Source organism: Methanobrevibacter boviskoreani JH1 (assembly GCF_000320505.1).
Lineage (GTDB): Archaea > Methanobacteriota > Methanobacteria > Methanobacteriales > Methanobacteriaceae > Methanarmilla > Methanarmilla boviskoreani.
Genome location: NZ_BAGX02000023.1, coordinates 12297 through 34491, shown reverse-complemented (window position 1 = coordinate 34491; position 22195 = coordinate 12297). Strand labels below are relative to the sequence as shown.

The following is a 22195-nucleotide window of genomic DNA, read 5'->3' as shown; positions in this document are numbered from 1 at the left end:
AATCAATGAAAAGTTTTAAATAAATCTATTTTTTAAGAATAACCCTTAAAACATCCTCATCCTCAAGAACATGATCAGGACCTACCTTCTGACCTGGGAATTTTACAGAAGTTCCCCAAACCTTAGCATGTCTGAAATTACGTACAAATTCCCTGTGTAACTTACGGCAAGCCTCAATAACAGTAGTGCCTTTTTTAATAATCAAAGGATCATTCATGTCTGCATGTCTTCCTTGAGGTTTAAGATAAACTCTTATAAGGCCTAATTGATTGAAGATTGTTTCTCTAAGATAATCCATGTTCTGTTTCTTATCTGCGGAAATAGGAATAAAATCATCAGGCATGTTCGGATCTGCCCTTAGTTGATTCAAGTAGTTCTCATCTACTAAATCTGTTTTATTCATTAAAACAATCATAGGAACATAGGATTTATTAGCATCCAAAACATCAATAAACTGATCCACATCAATATCTTCCCTAAATAAAACGCTGGCATTATGGATACCATATTCATTTAATACGGATCTGATGGTAACCTCATCCAATTTTGATAATGGAATGGTTGAAGATACTTTAACTCCACCTCTTCCAGTCTTCTTAACCCTTACATCAGGTTTTGTCTGATTAGGCCTTACACCAATATCATGAAGTTCCTTTAAAATCACATTATAGTGTTGAGGATTCAAAACATCCAATACAACAATGATTAAATCTGCATCTCTAGCCACAGCTAAAATTTCTTTACCTCTACCTTTTCCACCAGATGCACCGGTAATAATTCCTGGAACGTCAAAAATTTGGATTTGCGCATTGTTATATTCCATGATTCCAGGAATAATATCCAATGTTGTAAATTGATAAGCTCCAACCTTACTTTCAGCATTAGTTAATTCATTAAGTAATGTTGATTTACCTACAGAAGGAAAACCTACAAGCACAGCAGTAGCATCCCCAGATTTTTTAACATAAAACCCTTGACCTTTGTTTCCGGAACTACTCCTTTTTTCTTGTTCTTCTTTGAGCCTTGCTATCTTAGCTTTTAATTTACCGATATGGTGAGAAGTAGCTTTATTATACTGAGTTTTATGGATTTCATCCTCAATATCCTTAATTTTCTGCTCTATATCATCACTCATAAATTCACCAGAATAAAAATAATTATAGTAAAATTTTTTAAATAAATAATCTTAATTTTTTAATGTTTTATAAAAATAATAATAATAATTTTTCTTTTAAGAAATATATAAAACTTAAGATTATTCAATAAATCAATTAGAAAAAATAATATTTTAAAAATAATTTAGAGATTATAAGATTAATAAAACTAACTAGAATACTGTTTTTAAATAGATAGAATATGGTTTTTTATTAATATTGAACAAATATTTTATTTTTCTAATAAAATTAAATGAAAAACATTCACACATTCTAAAAAATAGATTCTCATAAATAATAGACAATCAAACAAATAGTTTAAACCTTAGATTTAAAAAAACAGCCATAATAAATAAATAAATAGTTTAAACCTTAGATTTAAAAAAACAGCCATAATAAATAAATAAATAATCAAATAAATAGTTTAAACCTTAGATTTAAAAAAACACTTATAATTAACAGATAATCAAATAAATAGATCGGATATTTTTAGATTTAAAAAATACTGGTTTTAAAATAAGTAGTTACATAAAAAATAGCTTATCAGTTTAAAAAATAATAAAAAAAGAAAAAGTTAAGATTGAATCTTAACTAATTTAAACAAGTTTAAATTTTAGCCTGTTGTGTTGTTACCGGATGAGGAACCTGAACCTCCACCTGCAACAGTGTTATTAAAGTTAACTCTCCACAAGGACACACCATTTGCCATATGTACCTGTGTAAAGATATCCTGTCCATTACCACCTAAGAGATAGAGTCTAGTAAACATTGAATCTACCAGCTCATTACTCATCAATACGGCCATATAGGTATTATTAGATCCAAGTAAGTATAATGTGTAATTACCATCACTTGCATTACCAATAGTCTGGTTTTTAACAAGATAATTATCTTCAACAACTAAAATATTACTTGCTTTTAACGGATTGTAATCTGTACCATTTATCTCAGCAACAGAATTATTGTTTGCAAATCTAGTTTCCACATAAGCAGTGGTAGTATTATTTTGATTACCTCTGTTTACAACTACACTTACATTAATTCCATTTTCATCAAGCATGTCAATCTTACCGGAGTGACCAGGTAGGATAGTAGTTTGATTTTTAGCCGGATAATATTGATATTGTTCTGTTTCACTACCTTCGAATTTCCAACTACCGAAATAGGTCCACCAGCCTGCTTTTTGAAGCATATCTGAACTTGCAACAAATATTACTGGTCTAGGATTATCTGGGTGAGTGTAACTTAATACCTTATCTGCATCACTACTAGATACATGATATTGATTTGTTAAGGTATTCTTAGCATCAGATTTTTTCTGTGGCAAAATCTTATTTACAATCTCTACTGTAGTTCCATTATCTGAATGAGTATACTTTTCCAATACATTGTATACCGGTTCATAACCAGATGTACCAAGCATTCTGAAAATACCTGCAGATAGTTCTAGATTATCCGTAGTCATAGCTTCACCCATCCAGTATGCCCTACCGTCTGTACCCTGCATACCTCCATCAAACATGGTTTGTCTGTTGGCAGCAATTTCAAATAAATAACCGAAATCCCACCAAGATGCAATTACAGTGTTATTAGGTTCATTTTGTTGAATCCAATTCATTGAATCCCACATTTCATCATTTGTACCTGGTACAACACTGTTAGATGTTGCATAAGCACAGGTTACAGTTGGAGCAACAATAGCTAGGAATATACAGAAAATTGCTAAATATTTCTTGTAAGGTATATCCTTATAAACCAATGGTTTTTTAACATCGAATAAGATTACAGTCAATATTAAAAGTATAATTAATAGAGCAATACCAAATGTCCTATCAACTTGAGCCATAACCGGATAACTAGCAAGTAAAATTGCAATTACAATTGTTGCTGCAAGTTTTTTGTCATCAATCCTTTTGGACTTGATATAGTCAGCAGCATAACCTACAAAGATACCGGTAAGTAAACCAAATGGTAAGATTAATAAGGTAATAAACCTTGAACCTTGAGTTACAGCAGCACATGCAGAAATGGCCCAAACAAGGAATAAAGTTAAGTATAGCAATGTTTCCTTTCTTGATTGAATAAGTTCATCACGGGAACCGAACTCTCCAATTTCTTTAAGAGAGAATTCAAATCTTCTTTTCTCAGATCTTACAGATGCGGATTGTCTTAAGTTTTTAGGTAGTTTACCAGTAGCGGTTGTTTTATTAGAAGTTCTTCTAAGTTTTGCAAATCTAGTAATATAAGTGTATAATACAACTAAAGCTGCAATGAAACAGATAATTCCACCAACACCATTTACAACGGAACCAGTACTTGCTAAGAATAAACCAAGTACTCCGCCTGTAGATAAAGCAGGAACTTGAAGCTCTGCAACAGATACCATTACGTTAGGGAATCCTGTACTGGTAGAGGAAGCTTGTAATGCAAATCCACTAAGTACATTATTAACGATTCCAAGAACACCTGCACCATCAACTATCAATAAACCAATGACAAGTAATACTACAAGACCAATTACAGATAAGACTTCTTTCTGATGGAAGAAATCTTTTATCTTAGTACCAGTTGATGCCATATTTTCAGGATCCGTTAGGCTAAAGTATAAATTAGCAATTAGGTAAATCACAACAAATATTGCCAACATACCTAAGTAAAATACATAACCATCCCAACATTTAGCAAAGGCCATAATTGATAGCACTGCAAGAATTGCATAGATCAACTTATGAATCCTGTTATTGGACCGAATACATTCAATAAAGAACAGAACAATAAACAATGGAAATACAAATACAAACATATCTGTATCAAAGAACCCAGGGAATGTGTGTGCAAAGTAGTTTGGAGACAATGTTATAATTAAAGATGCCGCGATAGCACCATAATCATTTGTAACCCTCCTTACAATAATATAAGAAGGAATAATAGCCAAACAAGAGATAATAGCACCAGTCCAGAAAGCAACTGTTTTAACATCAAAATGTCCAAATATATTGGCCAGGTTATACATAAATGATGTAACAACTCCAATTCCTGGAGTATACGTAGTATTCATACCATTTGGAGAATACCTATGATTATCTACCTGAGTGTTATTCACCATAGTATCTCCATAGTAACCATGATCTATTAAATCCTGAGTCATCCTTAGGTTATAATATGAATCCATTTCACTGAAATAAGGAAGACCGAAAGAATCAACATACTCGGCTTTAACATCTGAAGGAACCCCGTTAATATCACCAGCAGGAACCCTAATAGCAAATACTATAGCCAGGAGTATAAGAATGATTACTACAGACTTAAGTATAGTCTTTGTCTTATTATTCATAAAATCCTCTGTCAAATTTTTAAATTGTAAAAAATCTCTTTAAATTTTTAATTATGTATACATTAATTAATTTAAATAGAGATTCAACGAAAAATTAAATCACCATTTAAATAAAGGATATTAAATCCACTTAAAAGAAAAAGAATTAAACAAATTTAATAATCCTAATTATAATATTTTAAAATATTATACATTCATAATATTTATTTTAATATTTTTAAATTTATTTATTTTAAAGTAGAAATAGGATTAAAAAAAGGATAATGGAAAAAATAAAAAAATAAAATATTATCTTAGATTAAACAACAAAAAATGATAAAAAAAAACACGATATGAAATAATAAACACAATGATAAAATTTAACTTAACAAAATTTAATTTAAAATGAATAAAACATATAAAATAGGATAATATCCAATTAAAATAGAAAACAAGAAATTAATGAATGATTCAAAAAAATAAAATTAAAGAGAAATGGTTAAAATTAGAAATCTATTTTGCATCAGATTCTATTTTCTGGTCTTTTTTAGAACTACTGCTTGAGGAGTTTGCTTTTTCCAATATGGAGTCTAGTTCATCTACAGAACATGTGAACCTACATTTTGGAAATCCTCTACAACCTACAAATTCCCCATATCTACCATTTCTCTTAACTAAATTATTTCCACATTCCGGGCAGGTACCAACAATCTCAAGAGTTTTAGGTTTTTTAACATTTTCCTTACCACAGTTAGGATCAAGACATGCGTGTTGACGAGGTTTACCAAAGGAAATCATAGGTAATCCGCATTTAGGACATTTACTCTTAAGAATATTGGCTCCTTTTGGAAGGGAGTAAATAGTTCTACAATCAGGATAGTTGGAACATCCCACAAAACTAGCTTTGGTTTTAGGAGAATATCTTTTAATCAAGTCCCCACCACATGCACATTTACCGACAATCTGACTCTTCATATATGCGTTGTAAAGTTTATTTCCAATATCCTTCTCATTTTTCTCAATGTCTGAGAGAATAGTTAAGACCTCTTCCTGGGCATCCTTTATAAGGGCATCTTTAGATAATTTATTATCTCTAATTTTATCTAAATCCCTTTCAAAATTACGGGTCAACTCCTCGGAGGTGATGTCTTTACAGTACTCCTCCAAAGTGTCGATTATGTTCTCGCCTAACTGATTAACCTCGATTTTTTTACCGGATATATACTTTCTATCATAAAGTTTAGCAATAATATCTGCTCTTGTAGCCTTAGTACCAAGCTCTCTTTTCTCAAGTTCCTTAATAAGGGAGGATTCGTTGTATCTTGCAGGAGGTTTAGTTTTTTTCTCCTCTGATTTAATATCTTTAACCTTAATCTTATCTCCCTTTTTAAGATCTGGAAATGTATCGTCCTCAATTTTTTTAAATGGATAATGGGCCAACCATCCGAGAACTGAGACCCGTTTTCTTTTAAATGAAAATTCCTCTTTTCCCACATTAAGATTAACTTTCATTGTTTCCAATTCAGAATCTGTTGAAAATACACTGATAAATCTATAGACAATTAAATTATAAACTTTTTGTTCATCCTTATCCAATTTTTCAGGTAAAACACCCGTCGGGTGGATCGCAGGGTGAGCTGCATCTGTTTTTTTACCTTCATGAGGTTTTAGATTCTTAGGAAGATCTATAATATGTTTTTTATATTCGGAGTTCTGTGATAATTGGATTAGAATGTTCTTATAATTTAATGATTCAGGTAATTTCTGAGATGAGGTACGTGGATAAGAAGTATATCCCCCAGTATATAAATTCTGAGCAATGACCTGAGTTTTCTTAGGAGAAAAACCAAATGCTGCATAGGACTCTGATTGTAAATCACCTAAATTAAATGGAACAGGTGGTTTTCTAATTTTTTTGTTAATCTTTACCTTTGAAACATCGGCATCGGAACCTTTACAATTTTTATAGATATTCTCGGCTCTCTTTTGATCAAAGATTTTACCTTCCACATGATCTGCAACAATATCATTTTCAAGAACTGCCTTGATTAACCAATAAGGTTTAGGAACAAATTTCTGAATTTCCTTTTCCCTTTTGACAAGAATTGAAAGTGTTGGAGTTTGAACACGACCTGCTGAAAGTTTTAAATATTTATATTTAGATTTTCTAACAGAAGTCATCAATGCCTTAGAGATATTAACACCAAAATAATAATCCAAAACATGCCTTGCTATACCACTTTCTACCTGAGGCATATCCAGTTCTATCCTATTTTCATATGCTTCAACAACATCCTTTTTAGTTAAGGTTGAGAATTTCATACGGGAAACTTTAGCCAAATCATTAACGCCACATGCATATTTTAATGCATTATACCCGATTAAGGTACCCTCAATATCATAATCACATGCATGGATAAAGCTATCCGCATCTTTTGCAAATTTCTTAATGGCATTGACATAATCCCTTGTAAATCTACTAGATTTATTAACTTCATATGCAGGAGCCCAATCTAAGTCAAAATAATACTTGTTTCGATTGTTTTTAGGAGTCAATGAGTACAAATGACCTACAGCAGACACTATAACAATATGTTTATCTTCCCTATCCATTTCCCAATAACTAACCTTTTTATTATATTTATGTTTCTTTGCCTTGGAAGATAAAGCCTGAGCTACTTTTTCCGCAGCTTTTGGCTTCTCACAAATAATTAATTCATTCATTTTATCACATTATCTAAAAATTTTCTCCCTCAATAGATATAAATAAAAATTAAAAATAATATCCGATAATATTAGTTACTAAAATTTTTCAGTTTCTAAATGAAATAAAAAAATTGAAATTTTAAAATATTATTATTCATAGTAAATTCAATTACATTATATAAATTTTTTCATTTTAAAAAAAAAATCAGTTTTAGAAAAATAATCTTCTATATATTATAATATATTATATTTACTAATTTTTTAAATTATAAAGGATTTTGTTAAACTTTTAAGACAACTGAAAATCAGCTGAAAAATATTTGTTTTAAATGATTAAAAATAAAAAAATTATTATGATAAAATTAAAAGACAATGAAACTTTAAACAATAAAAATAGATGAGATAAACCTTAAATCTTAAAATAAAATAAAAATAAGAAAGCCATCATAATAAGATTAAAAGATTACTGAAACTTTAAATAAGAAAAATAGATGGAATAATCCTTAGATTTATAAATTAAATAAAAATAGATAATAAAAAGATATAAAAAAAATGAATCAATGAAAAATCAACGAAAAAAGAAAGAAATAAACTAAATTTAGTTTATATCATATTTTTGTAAAAGTAAAAGTTCTTCGGTAGATAACTTTTTACCATGTTTAAATTTATCAAAAATATTTTCAGCTTTCTCTTTCTCTTCTAAGTTTCTCTTAGGAGCAGGTTGATTTTTGTTTGATTTTCGTCTTTTAGGTCTAGATGTACCTAATCTTTTATTAATGACGTGGATTTCACTTAAAACTGATTTGAATTCTTCATGTTTTGCAGAAGCAGATTTTCTTGCTTCAATGAAGTTTTTGTGTGCCTCATCAGCAGCAGCTCTGATTTCATCAGTTTTTCTGAAATAGTTTAACATTTGTTCATGTGCTTCTTGAGCTTTCTCGGAAAGTTCAACAACATTAGCATGATGTTCTTCAGATTGTTTTTTAAGTTCCTCAGCTTGTGCTTTTACCTTATCATCTTCATGAATATCCATTAATTGTTTACGGAGATCATTAGCATTTTTAACAAGTTGATTTTCTTTTTTAATATCTAAAACCCTAGTTTCAATGATACTATCAATTTTCTTGATTTCATTTTCGATTTTAACTTTGTCTTTTTTACCTGAAGACCATTCTAAGTTTCTAAGCTCTTTATTAGCAGCGTTACGTAATTTTTTCTCTGCCTCAACTTCTTTGTTGATTTTATTACGTTCGTCCCTATATTCGATAGCTTTGTTTAAGTTTTCTTTTAAAGAAGCATTTAATTCATCACGGATTTTACGTTGTTCTTTAGCAACTCTGTTGTAATGTTCTCTTTCATCAGCAATTTTGGAAATTTCTTCTTCTTTTTCAATTTTTTGCTGTTTGACTCCTTCAAGAGTGTCTGCAAGAACAAATTCTTCTTTTTTATCAGCATCAGCAGCTTTTTTAATTGGATCTAAGACCGCGGTTAAATTATCATCATCAACAACAACATCAGCGATTTCTTTAACAGCAGGTTTACCATTAAATGCAATACCTAAACCAGTGGATTCAATAATTGAGATATCATTAGCTCCGTCACCAATAGCTACACAATCAGCTAATTCAATATCTTTATCTTCAATATATTTATTTAATACCTGAAGTTTAGTACCAGAAACTAAGTCTCCAGTCACCTCACCAGTTAATTTTCCATCTTCTTCAGTCAATGAATTAACAAAAATTTCATCAATACCTAATTTGTCTTTTAATGGGTCTGCAATAATATCAAAACTACCACTAATAATAATTACATCATAGCCAGCATCTTTTAAAGTTTTAACAGTCTCTTCAGCACCATCGGTAAGAGGAATATTATTTCTTAATTCAACAATATCATCGACTGAAACTCCTTCAAGAAGTTTAGCTCTTTCTTTAATAGAGGTTTCAAAGTCGAGTTCGCCTTTCATTGCTTTATCTGTAATTTCAGCAATTTCATCTTTAACATTTGCAATTTTTCCTATCTCGTCTATTGCCTCTCCATTCATTATAACATTATCTAAATCAAATACTATAAGTTTAATCAAACATATCACCAAATTATATTAAGTCTAACTCTTTTAGTCTGTCGTAAGCTCTTTCTACACCAAGCTTAGCATCACTACGAGTTTTTGCTCCAGTACAAACAACCTTACCAGAACCAAATAATAATAAAACTACTTTAGGATCAGTTAGACGATATACTAAACCAGGGAATTGTTCCGGTTCATATTCGGTATTCTCTAATTCTAAAGCAACAGCTTCTAAATTTAACGGAAGTTCTAAATTAGCAGAAGCTACAATATTTTGAATTTTAATTTCGAATTCATGAGGGATTTCAGTATCGATTTCTCTCATAAGATCCACGGTTTTTCTAATAGCTAACTTTGAGTCATCTATAGATTTAGCACCAGTACATACTAATTTACCTGAGCTAAAAATCAAAGCAGCAGTTTTTGGATCTTTTAATTTAAAAACAAGACCAGGGAATTGCTCACGGTTAAAGTCGACACCAGGTAAATTTTTAGCAACATCAGTAAGTACTATATCTTTACCAATACTAGCAGAAGACACAATGTTTTCTATTTTTATATCAACATCGGTCATTATATACCTCCAAATCATATTTTTGAAAAAAAGTAAGTAAACATTTTATATATAATTTGAAAAATAAGCACATCAAATATTTAAACTAAAATTTTTACTGTATATAAATTTATATTTAAATAGTATATAAACCTTATTTAAAAATAAATTTTTTATGTGAAAATAGACAAAATAGAAAATAATAAAAAATGATTAAAAATTTTATAAAAAATAATAAAATAAAGGATAGTTGTTATAAATGATAGAAGTTGAAGCAAAAGCCAAAATCAATAGTTTTAATGAAGTTCGAACAAAAATACTCGAATTAAAGGCAGAAAAGATAAAAACTGAACATCAAGAGGACATATATTTTAACAGTCCTATCTGTGATTTTGCTAAAACTGATGAAGCATTAAGAATAAGAAAAACTAAAACCGATAAAGAAAGTAATCTATTTATAACCTATAAAGGACCCAAAATAGATAAAAAAAGTAAAACTAGAGAGGAAATTGAAATGGGTATTGAGGATGAAAACAAATGTAGAAAAATATTTGAACATCTAGGTTTTGCTGCTGTCCGTGAAGTTGTAAAAGATAGGGAAATTTACAGATATAAAAATTATGAGATAAGTCTTGATGATGTAAAGGGTCTAGATCCCTATATGGAAATTGAGGCACTCGTTGAAGATGGTACCGATTATAGCAAAGCTCAGGAAGGTTTGTTTAAAGTATTTGAAAAATTAGGTATTACTGACGGATTTGAAAGGACCTCATATCTTGGCCTATTAGAAAATATTGATGAAAATTAATAGATTTTTTACTTTAATCATCTTCCATAGAAGATAATGAAAAAATAGAAAGTTTCCATTTGAATTTCTACAAAATCCTATTCTATTATACTAGAGAATACTAATGAAAACTAAAAATTATTTTTTTTAAATTTCTATAATATTAAAATCTTAAAAAAAAGACGACTTAATAAATAGATTATAAAATATCAGATATTAAATATTAAATATTAAATACCCATATTAATATTAGAAATTAAAAATCATATGGAAAAAATGATAAAAGATAAAAACAATTAGGCATCTTTTTTTATTGAAAAGGAAAGTTTATATTTCATCATAATTGTTTTAGAACCTTCCAAACTCTTTTTTAAAAAAATATATTTAAAAATTTAAATTGATTAATATTTAAATATACAGACTTACAAATTAAATAACATAAATTTTTAATTTAAATTTGTAATTATTACTAATTTTACAAATAATAAAATAATTATTGATTTAATAAAAAAAATACATATCAAGTTTAATTAATAACAATCATAATATAATAGGAGTGATATTTTTGCAATACTATGTTAGTCCTTACAATAAAGAGGTCAAATACACATTTCCTAAAGATATAACCGTATATGACACTACTTTAAGAGACGGAGAACAAACTCCCGGTGTAGCTTTCTCCAAAGATGAAAAAATAGAAATTGCTAAAAAATTAGATGAACTTAAAGTACCACAGATAGAAGCAGGATTCCCAAGGGTATCCTCAACAGAACAGGATACTGTTAAAACAATAGCCAATGAAGGATTAGATGCACAGGTCATATGTTTAGCTAGAACAAAATTGGAGGATATCGATGCGGCATTAGATGCTGATGTTGACGGGGTAATTACTTTTATGGGAGCTTCCGATTTACACCTTGAACATAAATTACACTTTACAAGGGAACAGGCATTGAATATCTGTATGAAATCTATTGAATATGCTAAAGACCATGGACTATTCGTTGCTTTCTCTGCAGAAGATGCAACAAGGGCAGATTTAGATTTCCTAAAAAGAATGTATAAAAAAGCTGAGGGATACGGTGTTGATAGGGTACATGTAGCAGATACCGTTGGTGCTGCAAATCCTCAAGGAATTACTTACCTTGTATCAGAACTTAAAAAAGAGATTAACACAGATATTGCTATGCATTGCCATAATGATTTTGGACTTGCTGTTGCAAATTCAATTGCAGGACTTCAAGCAGGTGCCAGTGCAGTTTCAGTAACCATCAATGGTATTGGTGAAAGGGCGGGAAATGCTTCACTTGAAGAATTGGTAATGGCCCTTAAATTATTATATGGAAAGGATTTAGGATTTAAAACCAAAAAAATTAAAGAAATCTCAGAACTTGTATCCAAAGCTACAGGCCTACCAGTTCCTTATAACAAGCCAATAGTAGGTAAAAACATATTTAGACATGAATCAGGAATTCATGTAGATGCGGTTATTGAGGAGCCATTAACCTATGAGCCTTATGTACCGGAACTCGTAGGTCAAAAAAGACAATTGGTTTTAGGTAAACATTCAGGTTGTAGAGCAGTTAAAGCAAAACTTGACGCATGTGGTTATAAAGTAACCAATGACCAACTTTGTGAAATTGTAAAACAAGTTAAACAAACAAGAGAGAAAGGTACCTACATCAATGATGATGTCTTTAAGGAAATCGTCAAAAATGTAAACCTTGCTGATTTATAAATCCCCTCTTAATTTTTTTATTATTTTTAATCATTTAACAAATAGCTAATTTTTATATAGTTTTTAATGTCTAAAGGGAAATCCCTCTTTATAGAATTAAAAAAATTTTAAATTCGACTTTAATAGAATCATTAATTAATCGTTGATTTAATAATTTAACCTTTTTTTACAATAGATCTAAAGATTATAAGTTTAAAAGAAAAAATAAAACAACATGATCTTTAATATCTAAAACGATTAATCCCATTCTACAATACACCTAAAAAAAAATCTGATTTTAAATTTAGATTAAATATTAAAAGGGTTTTTAAACTAAAGGGAATTTCATCTAGAAAAAATTTTTTAATAAGGATACAATTAAAATAAAAAACTATTTTAATATTTTATAAAGATATTATATAGTAGATTAAAATACAATTTTAAAGTGTAAAAATGAATATTACAGAAAAGATTTTATCAGAAAAAGTAGGTTATGAAGTTAATCCTGGTGAAATTATCGAGGCAAATGTCGACCTTGTAATGTCACATGACGGTACATCACCACCTGCCATTAAAACATTTGAAAAAATAGCAGATAAGGTATGGGATCCTGAGAAGATAGCGATAGTGTTTGATCATAACATACCTGCAAATACAATTGGATCTGCAGAATTCCAGAAAGTTGCAAGAAACTTTATTAAGAAACAGGGCATTACCCACCATTACATTAATGGTGAAGGTATTTGCCACCAAGTACTTCCGGAAAAGGGTTTAGTAGAACCTGGAAAAATCATAGTTGGTGCGGATTCACATACATGCACTTATGGTGCATTTGGAGCATTTTCCACAGGAATGGGTGCAACGGATATTGCTATGGTTTATGCAACTGGTAAAACATGGTTCAAGGTTCCGGAGGCTATAAAAATCCAAGTTGAAGGTGAACTAGGTAATTTAACCTCCAAGGATATTATTCTAAACATAATTGGAAAGGTTGGAATTGCAGGAGCCACCTATCAAAGTGCGGAGTTCTGTGGTAAGACCATTGATAACCTTGATGTGGCAAGTAGAATGACCATGACAAACATGGCCATTGAAATGGGTGCTAAAAATGGCATAATGGAACCTAATGATGCTACTATAGATTATGTATGTAGAAGAACCGGAAAAAGTAGAAATCAGTTAAATATCAAAAAATCCGATAAGGACTCAGTTTATAGTAAAGAATATTATTTTGATATAAACAATATGGAAGAACAAATCGCATGTCCCAATGATGTGGACAATGTAAAACCGATTAGCAAGGTTGAGGGAACATCTATCGACCAGGGAGTAATTGGTTCTTGTACCAATGGAAGACTAATTGATTTGAAAAATGCCGCAGAAGTTCTTGATGGGAAAAAGATCCATGAGGATGTCAGATTAATAGTTCTTCCGGCATCACGTGAAATATATCTTCAAGCATTAGATAAGGGATATATAAAAACCTTCATGGAATCCGGTGCAATAGTATGTAATCCGGGATGCGGACCATGTTTAGGAGCACATATGGGTGTTTTATCTGAGGGTGAAACAGCCATATCAACTACAAACAGAAACTTCAAAGGTAGAATGGGAGATCCTAAATCATCAGTTTATCTTGCAAATTCAAAAGTAGTTGCAGCCTCTGCAATAAAAGGATTTATTGCAAGACCAGAAAATTAACTTTTTTTACTTATTTTTTATATTTTTTTAAAGAGAACTATTTTTAAAGGGACATTATGATTAAAGAAGAGAACAATATCAATAAATGTTTAATTGATAGAATAAACTACCTGGAAAACAAGAATAACATAAAGCTATCCAACACACAGAAGATACTTCTTACAACCGACGGATCAATTACTGCAATCTTAGACGTATTATATAATAAAATTACTTTAAAAACCATTAACCAGCATGTTGAAAAGGCAAATAAAGAAGTTTCAAATCACTTCAATATTGACGAAAGTGAAGAGGTAAACAACAGAACCATAATAATGCATAAAGACGATAAACCATTAATATTTGCAAAAAGTTATATTCCTTTATCCAGAATAAATAAAGAAATTAAAGATTCATTAATGACAGAAGACATTCCAATTGGAAGGATCTTAAAGAATTATAAACTTGAGACAAGAAGAGAAATTGGAGACATTGAAGTAATAAAATCAGAGCCAGAACTTGAAGAAATATATAAGACAGATGATGATTTCCTATCAAGAAACTATGATATTATACACAATAATGAGAAAATCATGTGGATTCAGGAAATGTTTCCGATAAGTTATTTTAGAGAATATCTAGATTAAACAAAAACAATACATAAAATAAATTAAAAAAAAAAATAAAAGAATATGAAAAAAATCAATCAATTCAAATCAACAGATAAATTTAAAAAAACAGCTGATTTAAAGAATAAAACGATGAAGGTGAAATAATGGGAGTGAAGTTTAAAGATATTGCTTCTCCAGAAAAAATTAATTTAAAAGATTTAGAAGGAAGAACAATAGCTATTGATGCTTTTAATACAATTTATCAATTTTTATCAGGGATTCGTCAAAGGGATGGAACGCCTCTTAAAGATGCTAATGGTAATGTGACTTCCCATTTAAGTGGTCTTTTATATAGAACATCATCCATTGTCGAGCGTGGGATAAAACCTATTTATGTTTTTGATGGAAAACCTTCAGAATATAAATCTGATACAATAGCTAAACGTAAAGAGGCTAAAATAAAATCAAAAGAAGAATGGGAGAAAGCCATTAAAGAAGGCAATGAGGAATTAGCACGTAAATATGCAATGCGTACAACACATATTACACCATATGTAGTTGAAAGTTCCAAATATTTGCTTGATTTAATGGGAATACCTTATGTTCAGGCACTTGGTGAAGGTGAGGCACAGGCATCCTATATGGTTCAGAAAAAAGATGCATGGGCCGTTGCATCACAGGATTATGATTGCTTGTTATTTGGTTCTCCAAGAATTATAAGAAATCTTACCTTAAGTGGAGGACTTTCAAATCTTGAATATATGGAATTAAACAAGGTTCTATCAAATCTTGATTTTTCAAGGGAACAACTAATCGATCTTGCACTTCTTGTAGGTACCGACTTTAATGATGGAGTCCATGGTATTGGCGTTAAAAGAGGCATGAAACTATTAAATGATAATAATCTGGAAAATGTTCTAGAAGACTTAGATACAGAGCCTAAGATAGACATAGATATTTTAAGAAATATTTTCCTAAACCCTAGAGTAAACGAGGACTATACCATTAAGTTTAAAGAACCGGACCGTGAGGGCATTGTGGAATTCTTATGTGGAGAACATGGTTTTTCAAAGGACAGGGTTTTAAATAGTGCAAGTAAAATCAAGAACCTTAACAGTTCACAGAAAAGTTTAGAAGATTTTTTCTAAATTTAAATTATTTTCCTTATAAAACTTAAAAAACCAACTTTTTTTATTATAAATTATAAAGTAAAACCCTATTAATCTAAAAAAAAACTAACTTCTCCTACAAATTATAAAGTAAAACCCCATTAATCTAAAAAAACTAACTTCTCCTACAAATTATAAAGTAAAACTCCTCTAATTTAAAAAAAAATTAACTCTCATCCAAATTAAATTAATTTTCTTTTTCTAACAATAAAAAAAATAGCTTTCATATAACTAAAAACCAATTTCTGTTTAAATCTAAATTTAATATTCCCATAAAATTAAAAAACACACCATATGAATTAAAAAAATAGCTTTCATATAAGTTAAAAATTAATTCCACCTATTTAAAAATAAATAAAAAAAGATTATAAAACAGCATCCCCAGTTTCATCTGTTCTTAATCTGATGGATTGGGTTATAGGACATATGAATATTTTACCATCACCATAACGTCCGGTAGAATTGATTTTCATAATTACCTCAACTATTAGATTTACATCCTCGTCAGGAACCACAATTGAAATCAATTTTTTAGGAATAACCGCAAAATCATCGGTTTTTAATTTATTGTTTTGAATTTTTCTACCCCTTCCTAAAACCGGAACGACAGTCATTCCTGGAAAACCTAAAAGAGTTAAGACTTCCTTAGTTCTTTCATATTTTTTATCTCTAATAAAAGCCATGATTTCTTTCATTATAAAAACCTCTTTTATAATCCTTGACTTCTTGTTCTAATTGTATAAGCCTCTAAAACAGGACTAACAAATATTTTACCATCACCAGGATTACCGGTAAAAGCTTCCTCAGAGATTAAATCAACTACAAAATCCACATCCTCATCTTCAACTACCAATATTAAAAGTTTTTTAGGTAACTGATCAAAGTGTTCATCACCTTTGTTTAATCCTTTCTGAATTCCACGACCTTCTGCATCCATTACTGTAACTGAATGGAATTGTTCATCATCCAATGCAATAATTACATCATCAACCTTCTCAGGTCTAATAATTGCTCTTATCATCTGCATTTACATCACTTAATCTGCTTTTTAATAACTAATAAATATAACTTCTATTTTAATGAATAGTCGGAATATAACTTCCGGTATAATTTTTGTATTTATAATATATATAGATTACAGTTTATTAAAATAGTATTGATTTAAACACGATAAACTTTTAAATCCATAAAAGAAACAGATACCGGAATCTTTAAAAAATCCATTAAAATGTTTTATTTAATCAAAAATGAGCTTTTAAAATTGAAAACACTTAAGATATGAAATCAGAACCAGATATCTTTTTTTAGAATTTTTTAAAAATTTTAAGCAATTATGAAATAAAAAAAAGTTTATTAGATATCTAAAATGGAGGGAAGAATTCTCCAAAAATCTTTTTAACATATTCCCTTGCAAGATCAACCTGGGTGGGATAATATTTTGATATTCTTTCCGTAAAATCCTTACGGGATACAGACTGTGTAATAAGATACAATAGATCCATATATCTGTCAACAGCTTTATCTGGATTGAATCCATAATTTTCAATCGCATTGTCCAATTTTTTCTCATCATGTAGGCAAGGAATCTCCAATGTTTTGCATATGGTTTCTTTAGTGAAATACTTAATTCTAATTAATGGGGAAACAGAACTAACTAAAACATATTCCCCACAATCAATTAAGGGAGGAACACCTTGAGATTCAAATCTGGACATACTTGTAAGATTTTTAAAATGCTCTATATTATAACAGTGAAGCTCCGTATAAAAGTCCGGTTTATACTTGTTAATCAAGCTTATAACCTTTTGACCCATTTCAGATTCATAGTATCTTTTATCTACTGTTGAAATATAGGGTGAGGAATCAAAGTTATAGATATAAATCTGACCACTGGCAAAATCTTCACGTTTAAGACGGTTAATCATCTTAATAGCAGTTTTACCTTCATTACCATGAACTCCTCCAAGAAATAGCTTAGTAGGTCCATCACCATTATCAATATGTTTAAAATATCCCATAATAATCAAAGAAATAATTGTTAAAATAAAATAGCAGAACTTTCTATAATATCACTCTAACTTTAATACCTTTTCAAATTAAGATACTAATTCTAGAGAGATTAAATTCAATAGAATAAAGAAAAAATAAAAAAAATAATAAAAGATTAAAAAACAGGATTATGTTCCTTCATGCCAGTCAGATAAATATTCGATTTGACGGTCTGTGAAAGAATCTATTTCAATTCCCATAGCTTTTAGTTTTAATCTTGCGACAGTCTCATCAATTGAATCCGGTGCTTTCATAACACCAATATCCATCTTACCGTCATGATCTAAAATATATTTGGCAGATAAAGCCTGAACTGCAAAGCTCATATCCATAATCTCTGCAGGGTGTCCTTGGCCTCTTGCAGCTGCAAGATTTACAAGTCTTCCATCAGCTAAAAGATAGATTTTTCTTCCATCCTTCATTGTAAACATTTCAATACTTTCCCTTACAGTCTTTACAGATTCTGCTTGAGCTTCCAAATCATCCCTATTAATTTCAACATTAAAGTGACCGGAATTACAAAGCATACATCCGTCCTTCATATATTTAAAATCATCACCGGATATGATGTTAATATTACCGGTGACAGTAATGATAATATCGGAGATTTTAACAGCTTCCCTAATAGGCATTACCCTGTAACCATCCATTCTAGCCTCTAAAGCTCTAATTGGATCTACTTCAGTTACAATAACATTTGCACCTAAACCTCTTGCCCTACTTGCAACACCACGGCCACACCATCCATATCCACAGACGGTGAAGTTCTTACCTGCAATTAACATGTTGGTTGTACCCATAATAGCATCCAATGAGGATTGTCCTGTACCATATCTATTGTCAAATAGATATTTGGTATAAGCATCATTTACCGCTACAACAGGGAACTTTAATGCATTATCATCAGCCATTGCTTTTAATCTATGTACACCAGTAGTGGTTTCTTCACAAGCACCTTTAATATGGGATAAAAGTTCCTGTCTATTACTATGTAGGTACATAATCATATCCGCACCATCATCAATTATAATATCAGGTTTATGATCTAGAACATTATTAATAGCTTCATAATATTCCTCATCACTTTGACCTCTCCAACCATAGATGTTTAAACCTAATGCCGCTGCACCAGCTGCAGCATCATCATGAGTAGATAGAGGATTACAACCAGTCATAGCTACTTCAGCTCCACCTGCTTGTAATGTTAAACCTAAATTAACTGTTTTAGGTTCCAAATGTAAACATGAACCTATAGTAATTCCCTCAAAAGGTTTTTCTTCTTCAAATACCTTTTTAATATGTTCAAGAACAGGCATATGTTTTTGAACCCATTCAATTTTCATTATTCCATCATCTGCAAGAGACATATCCTTTACATTACTCATATATATCACAAATAATCGTTTTTAAAAAAGAAATCATTTAAAGATCAGATTATATTAAAGTATTCCATTTCAATATAACTAATAAAAAAATAATTTTCAAATGAAAATCTATACAATATTATTTTTAACTTTTAATAATATTAAATATTATTGTATAAAAACAATATAAAGACAACAATCATATTAACCGAATAAATAATGATTATCATATAAACCATAAACAACTGTTAGATTCCAATTAAAACCAAAAGTTTTAGATTTAAATAATCCTAGATAAAAAAACAAAATGTTTTAAAAAATGTTTGCCCAAATAGAAACATGTTGGAATTACATGATTAAATGAATTTAAAAATTAATAAACTGAAAAATTTTATAAAAAAATATACCATATACCACAAAGTATATATATTATTAAAAACTTAAATTAAATAGTATTATACATAGTATAATGCCGGGGTGGCTCAGCTGGTTAGAGCGCACGGCTCATAGGGTTTTTTAGCTATGCTCTGACTGAATTCCTGGGATACCGTGAGGCCGCGGGTTCGAATCCCGCCCCCGGCATATAAATTATCCCAGGAAAAACCATTAAACTATTTTTACAGATTTTTATTGATTTTATAAATTACATATTTTACTTGAATATCTATTTTAATCTAAAAATTTCATTAGACTAATGATAATTTAGAAAGATTTTTTTAAAGAAAAGTAATAATAATTAATATATATTATTTTTAAAAGAATTTTTTAAGTTTCAGGTGCTTCAATGGAATATAGGAAATTGGGAAAAACTAATGAAAAAGTATCAATTTTAGGGTTAGGAACTATGAGACTTCCAACCTTAGATAACTCCAATAGTAAAATAGATAAGGAAAAAGCAAGTGAACTTTTAAGTTATGGTATAGATAAGGGAATAAACCTTATTGATACCGGATACTCTTTTCACTCAAAAGAGGTTCATGGCGGTCCAGGTACAAGTGAACCATTTGTTGGAGAGTTCCTTGAAAACGGTTACAGGGACAAGGTTTATCTTCAAACCAAATGTCCATCATGGCTTATCCATTCTAGAGAGGACTTGGATAATATTTTAGATGAACAACTTAAAAGATTGAAAACGGATCATATTGACAATTACCTATTACATTCTGTAAACAATGAAAACTGGGAAAACTACAAGAATGCAAATGTCACCGAGTTTTTAGATGATGCATTAAATGACGGAAGAGTAAAGCATGTTGGTTTTTCAACACATGGAACCTTTGAAACACTACTTATCTTAACTACCGACTATGACAAGTGGGAAATAGGCTTAACCCAAATGAATTATCTCGATGAAACATATCAGACAGGTATTGAAGGACTTGACTTTTTATCAATGATGGATATTGGAACCGAAATCATGGAGCCATTACGTGGAGGACGTCTAGTTGAAAACATTCCGGAAAACATCATGAAATTATGGGACAGTGCCGAGGAGAAGAGAACACCTGTTGAATGGGCATTCCAATATCTTTGGGATATGGAAAATGTTAATTGTGTATTGAGTGGTATGAACTCATTAGAACATCTTAAAACAAATATTGAAATCGCATCACGTTCTAAGCCCAACATGATTTCTGAAAATGATAAAAAATTAATTAAGGATGTTGCAAGCCTATATAAAACCCAAAAAGGTAATGACTGTAATTCCTGTGGATACTGCCTACCCTGTCCAAATGGTGTGAATATTCCCCATTGCTTTAGGGAATACAATATTGGAAAAATCCTAAACAACCCTAAAGCATCCGCCATGCAGTATTTCACATATTTTGAGGATAGCGCTCTTGCACATAACTGTACCCATTGTGGAGATTGCAATACACTATGCCCTCAGGGAATAAATATTGCAAAAGAAATGAAGAATGTTGAAAGATTCTTTGGAGATTCATTCCATCACTTCTAGATAATATTTCATGAAGGCATCAAAAAAAGATATCCTAGAATATTTCTAAAATTAAAAAAGGATTTGTAAAATTATATAAATATTAAATATATAAATAAATATAGATAGAATATAACAATTGTAATATTATAAAATTTATAAAGCAATAAAAGATAATGGAAAATGTGATAGAAGATGCCAACAAGATACAAAGGAATGGGATACTGGGACATTGTTACAAGACAGATGAGCATTGTATCAAGAAGTCAACAAACAAGATTTAAAGAAGCGACAATAGGAGTAATTGGATGTGGTGGAATCGGGGGATCTGTTATCCAGATGCTTGCTAGAATGGGTGTTGGAAAAATCCTTGCCATAGATAAGGATTATTTCGACATGTCCAATCTAAACAGACAACTATTAAGTAGCCTTGATGTTCTAAGACAGGATAAGGCAAAGGTTGCAGAAGAAAAGATAAGGTTGATCAACCCATATATTGAGGTAGAGCCAGTTGTTTGTGAGATTAATGAAGACAACGTGGAAGGCATATTGGAAGATGCTGACATTATCATAGATGCACTGGACAATCTTAAAACACGGATAATCATTAGCAGATATGCTAAAAAAAGTGGTAAGACATTTATACATGGTGCAATCCATGGAACATTAGGTCAGGTAAGTGTATTTAAACCAGATAGTCCAAAAACATATGAGGAGCTATTTAACTTACCTTCCGAAGGAAAAGAATTGGATGATGATGTACTTAAAGAATTGGATAAACTGACACATGGCGTTCCACCAGTAATTGGACCTACACCAAATATAGTAGGAAGTTTAGAAGCATTTGAGGCATTTAAAATAATTGCAGGCATTGGAAAGGTGACATATGCTCCGGAAATATTAACCTTTGATCTATTAGATTTAAGCTCTTTTGAATTAATAGAGCTTTAGATAATCACAAATCAATAGATTAAACACATAAAATCAACATTAACATTAAATCAAATTATTTAATCCCTATTTTTTTTAAAATTTATTTTTTTTACGACAATGACTCATTTTTTTAAATTCAATTAAATTAT

16 protein-coding genes and 1 tRNA gene are annotated in these 22195 nt (G+C 30.1%); 8 read left to right on the top strand and 9 right to left on the bottom strand.

Features of this window, described 5'->3' with window-relative positions; all coding sequences use genetic code 11:
• Positions 1 to 25 precede the first annotated feature (25 nt).
• From ON24_RS06370 to ON24_RS06350, 5 genes are all read right to left on the bottom strand, one after another.
• Positions 26 to 1135 (bottom strand): OBG GTPase family GTP-binding protein, encoded by a 1110-nt coding sequence (locus ON24_RS06370; RefSeq protein WP_016357811.1) that lies wholly within the window; start codon positions 1133 to 1135, stop codon positions 26 to 28.
• A gap of 632 nt (positions 1136 to 1767) precedes the next feature.
• A complete protein-coding gene (locus tag ON24_RS06365; RefSeq protein WP_040682347.1) occupies positions 1768 to 4488 on the bottom strand; it encodes an STT3 domain-containing protein in 2721 nt (906 codons plus the stop codon).
• Between the two features lie 492 nt (positions 4489 to 4980).
• Entirely contained in the window at positions 4981 to 7191 is a 2211-nt protein-coding gene (topA, locus tag ON24_RS06360) for a DNA topoisomerase I (protein WP_016357804.1), read from the bottom strand.
• A 580-nt stretch (positions 7192 to 7771) separates the two neighbouring features.
• Positions 7772 to 9259, bottom strand: coding sequence for a phosphoserine phosphatase SerB (gene serB, locus ON24_RS06355; protein WP_040682346.1), 1488 nt, complete (start codon positions 9257 to 9259; stop codon positions 7772 to 7774).
• A gap of 13 nt (positions 9260 to 9272) precedes the next feature.
• The gene (locus ON24_RS06350) at positions 9273 to 9818 is read right to left on the bottom strand and encodes a TATA-box-binding protein (RefSeq protein WP_016357802.1); all 546 of its coding nucleotides are present in this window, start codon (positions 9816 to 9818) and stop codon (positions 9273 to 9275) included.
• Positions 9819 to 10056: 238 nt separating this feature from the next.
• Here ON24_RS06350 and cyaB point away from each other — a divergent pair, with 238 nt between their 5' ends.
• From cyaB to fen, 5 genes are all read left to right on the top strand, one after another.
• The gene (gene cyaB / locus ON24_RS06345) at positions 10057 to 10605 is read left to right on the top strand and encodes a class IV adenylate cyclase (RefSeq protein WP_040682345.1); all 549 of its coding nucleotides are present in this window, start codon (positions 10057 to 10059) and stop codon (positions 10603 to 10605) included.
• 544 nt (positions 10606 to 11149) lie between these two features.
• The gene (locus ON24_RS06340; protein ID WP_016357800.1) at positions 11150 to 12322 is read left to right on the top strand and encodes a homocitrate synthase family protein; all 1173 of its coding nucleotides are present in this window, start codon (positions 11150 to 11152) and stop codon (positions 12320 to 12322) included.
• Between the two features lie 432 nt (positions 12323 to 12754).
• On the top strand, positions 12755 to 14002 hold the full coding sequence (gene hacA / locus ON24_RS06335; RefSeq protein WP_040682344.1) for a homoaconitase large subunit: 1248 nt from the start codon (positions 12755 to 12757) through the stop codon (positions 14000 to 14002).
• Positions 14003 to 14058: 56 nt separating this feature from the next.
• Complete coding sequence (locus tag ON24_RS06330; protein ID WP_040682343.1) at positions 14059 to 14628, top strand: chorismate--pyruvate lyase family protein; 570 nt, start codon at positions 14059 to 14061, stop codon at positions 14626 to 14628.
• A gap of 128 nt (positions 14629 to 14756) precedes the next feature.
• Positions 14757 to 15740, top strand: a complete 984-nt coding sequence (fen, locus tag ON24_RS06325) for a flap endonuclease-1 (protein WP_040682342.1) — start codon at positions 14757 to 14759, stop codon at positions 15738 to 15740.
• A gap of 386 nt (positions 15741 to 16126) precedes the next feature.
• On the opposite strand, the gene ON24_RS06320 is transcribed toward fen, so the two are convergent.
• The 4 genes from ON24_RS06320 to ahcY all read right to left on the bottom strand — a co-directional run bounded on the left by ON24_RS06320 (position 16127) and on the right by ahcY (position 19195).
• On the bottom strand, positions 16127 to 16456 hold the full coding sequence (locus tag ON24_RS06320; RefSeq protein ID WP_016357794.1) for a P-II family nitrogen regulator: 330 nt from the start codon (positions 16454 to 16456) through the stop codon (positions 16127 to 16129).
• A gap of 14 nt (positions 16457 to 16470) precedes the next feature.
• Positions 16471 to 16788: a P-II family nitrogen regulator gene (locus ON24_RS06315; protein ID WP_016357793.1), complete on the bottom strand. Its 318-nt coding sequence runs from the start codon at positions 16786 to 16788 to the stop codon at positions 16471 to 16473.
• A 334-nt stretch (positions 16789 to 17122) separates the two neighbouring features.
• A complete protein-coding gene (locus ON24_RS06310; RefSeq protein ID WP_040682341.1) occupies positions 17123 to 17779 on the bottom strand; it encodes a DUF2119 domain-containing protein in 657 nt (218 codons plus the stop codon).
• Between the two features lie 159 nt (positions 17780 to 17938).
• Positions 17939 to 19195, bottom strand: coding sequence for an adenosylhomocysteinase (gene ahcY / locus ON24_RS06305; RefSeq protein ID WP_016357791.1), 1257 nt, complete (start codon positions 19193 to 19195; stop codon positions 17939 to 17941).
• 450 nt (positions 19196 to 19645) lie between these two features.
• On the opposite strand from ahcY, the gene ON24_RS06300 reads away from it, so the two are divergent.
• From ON24_RS06300 to ON24_RS06290, 3 genes are all read left to right on the top strand, one after another.
• Positions 19646 to 19756: transfer RNA gene (locus ON24_RS06300), tRNA-Met, on the top strand.
• Positions 19757 to 19958: 202 nt separating this feature from the next.
• A complete protein-coding gene (locus tag ON24_RS06295) occupies positions 19959 to 21134 on the top strand; it encodes an aldo/keto reductase (protein WP_040682340.1) in 1176 nt (391 codons plus the stop codon).
• A 174-nt stretch (positions 21135 to 21308) separates the two neighbouring features.
• The gene (locus tag ON24_RS06290; protein WP_040682339.1) at positions 21309 to 22064 is read left to right on the top strand and encodes a HesA/MoeB/ThiF family protein; all 756 of its coding nucleotides are present in this window, start codon (positions 21309 to 21311) and stop codon (positions 22062 to 22064) included.
• The last annotated feature ends 131 nt before the right edge of the window (positions 22065 to 22195 follow it).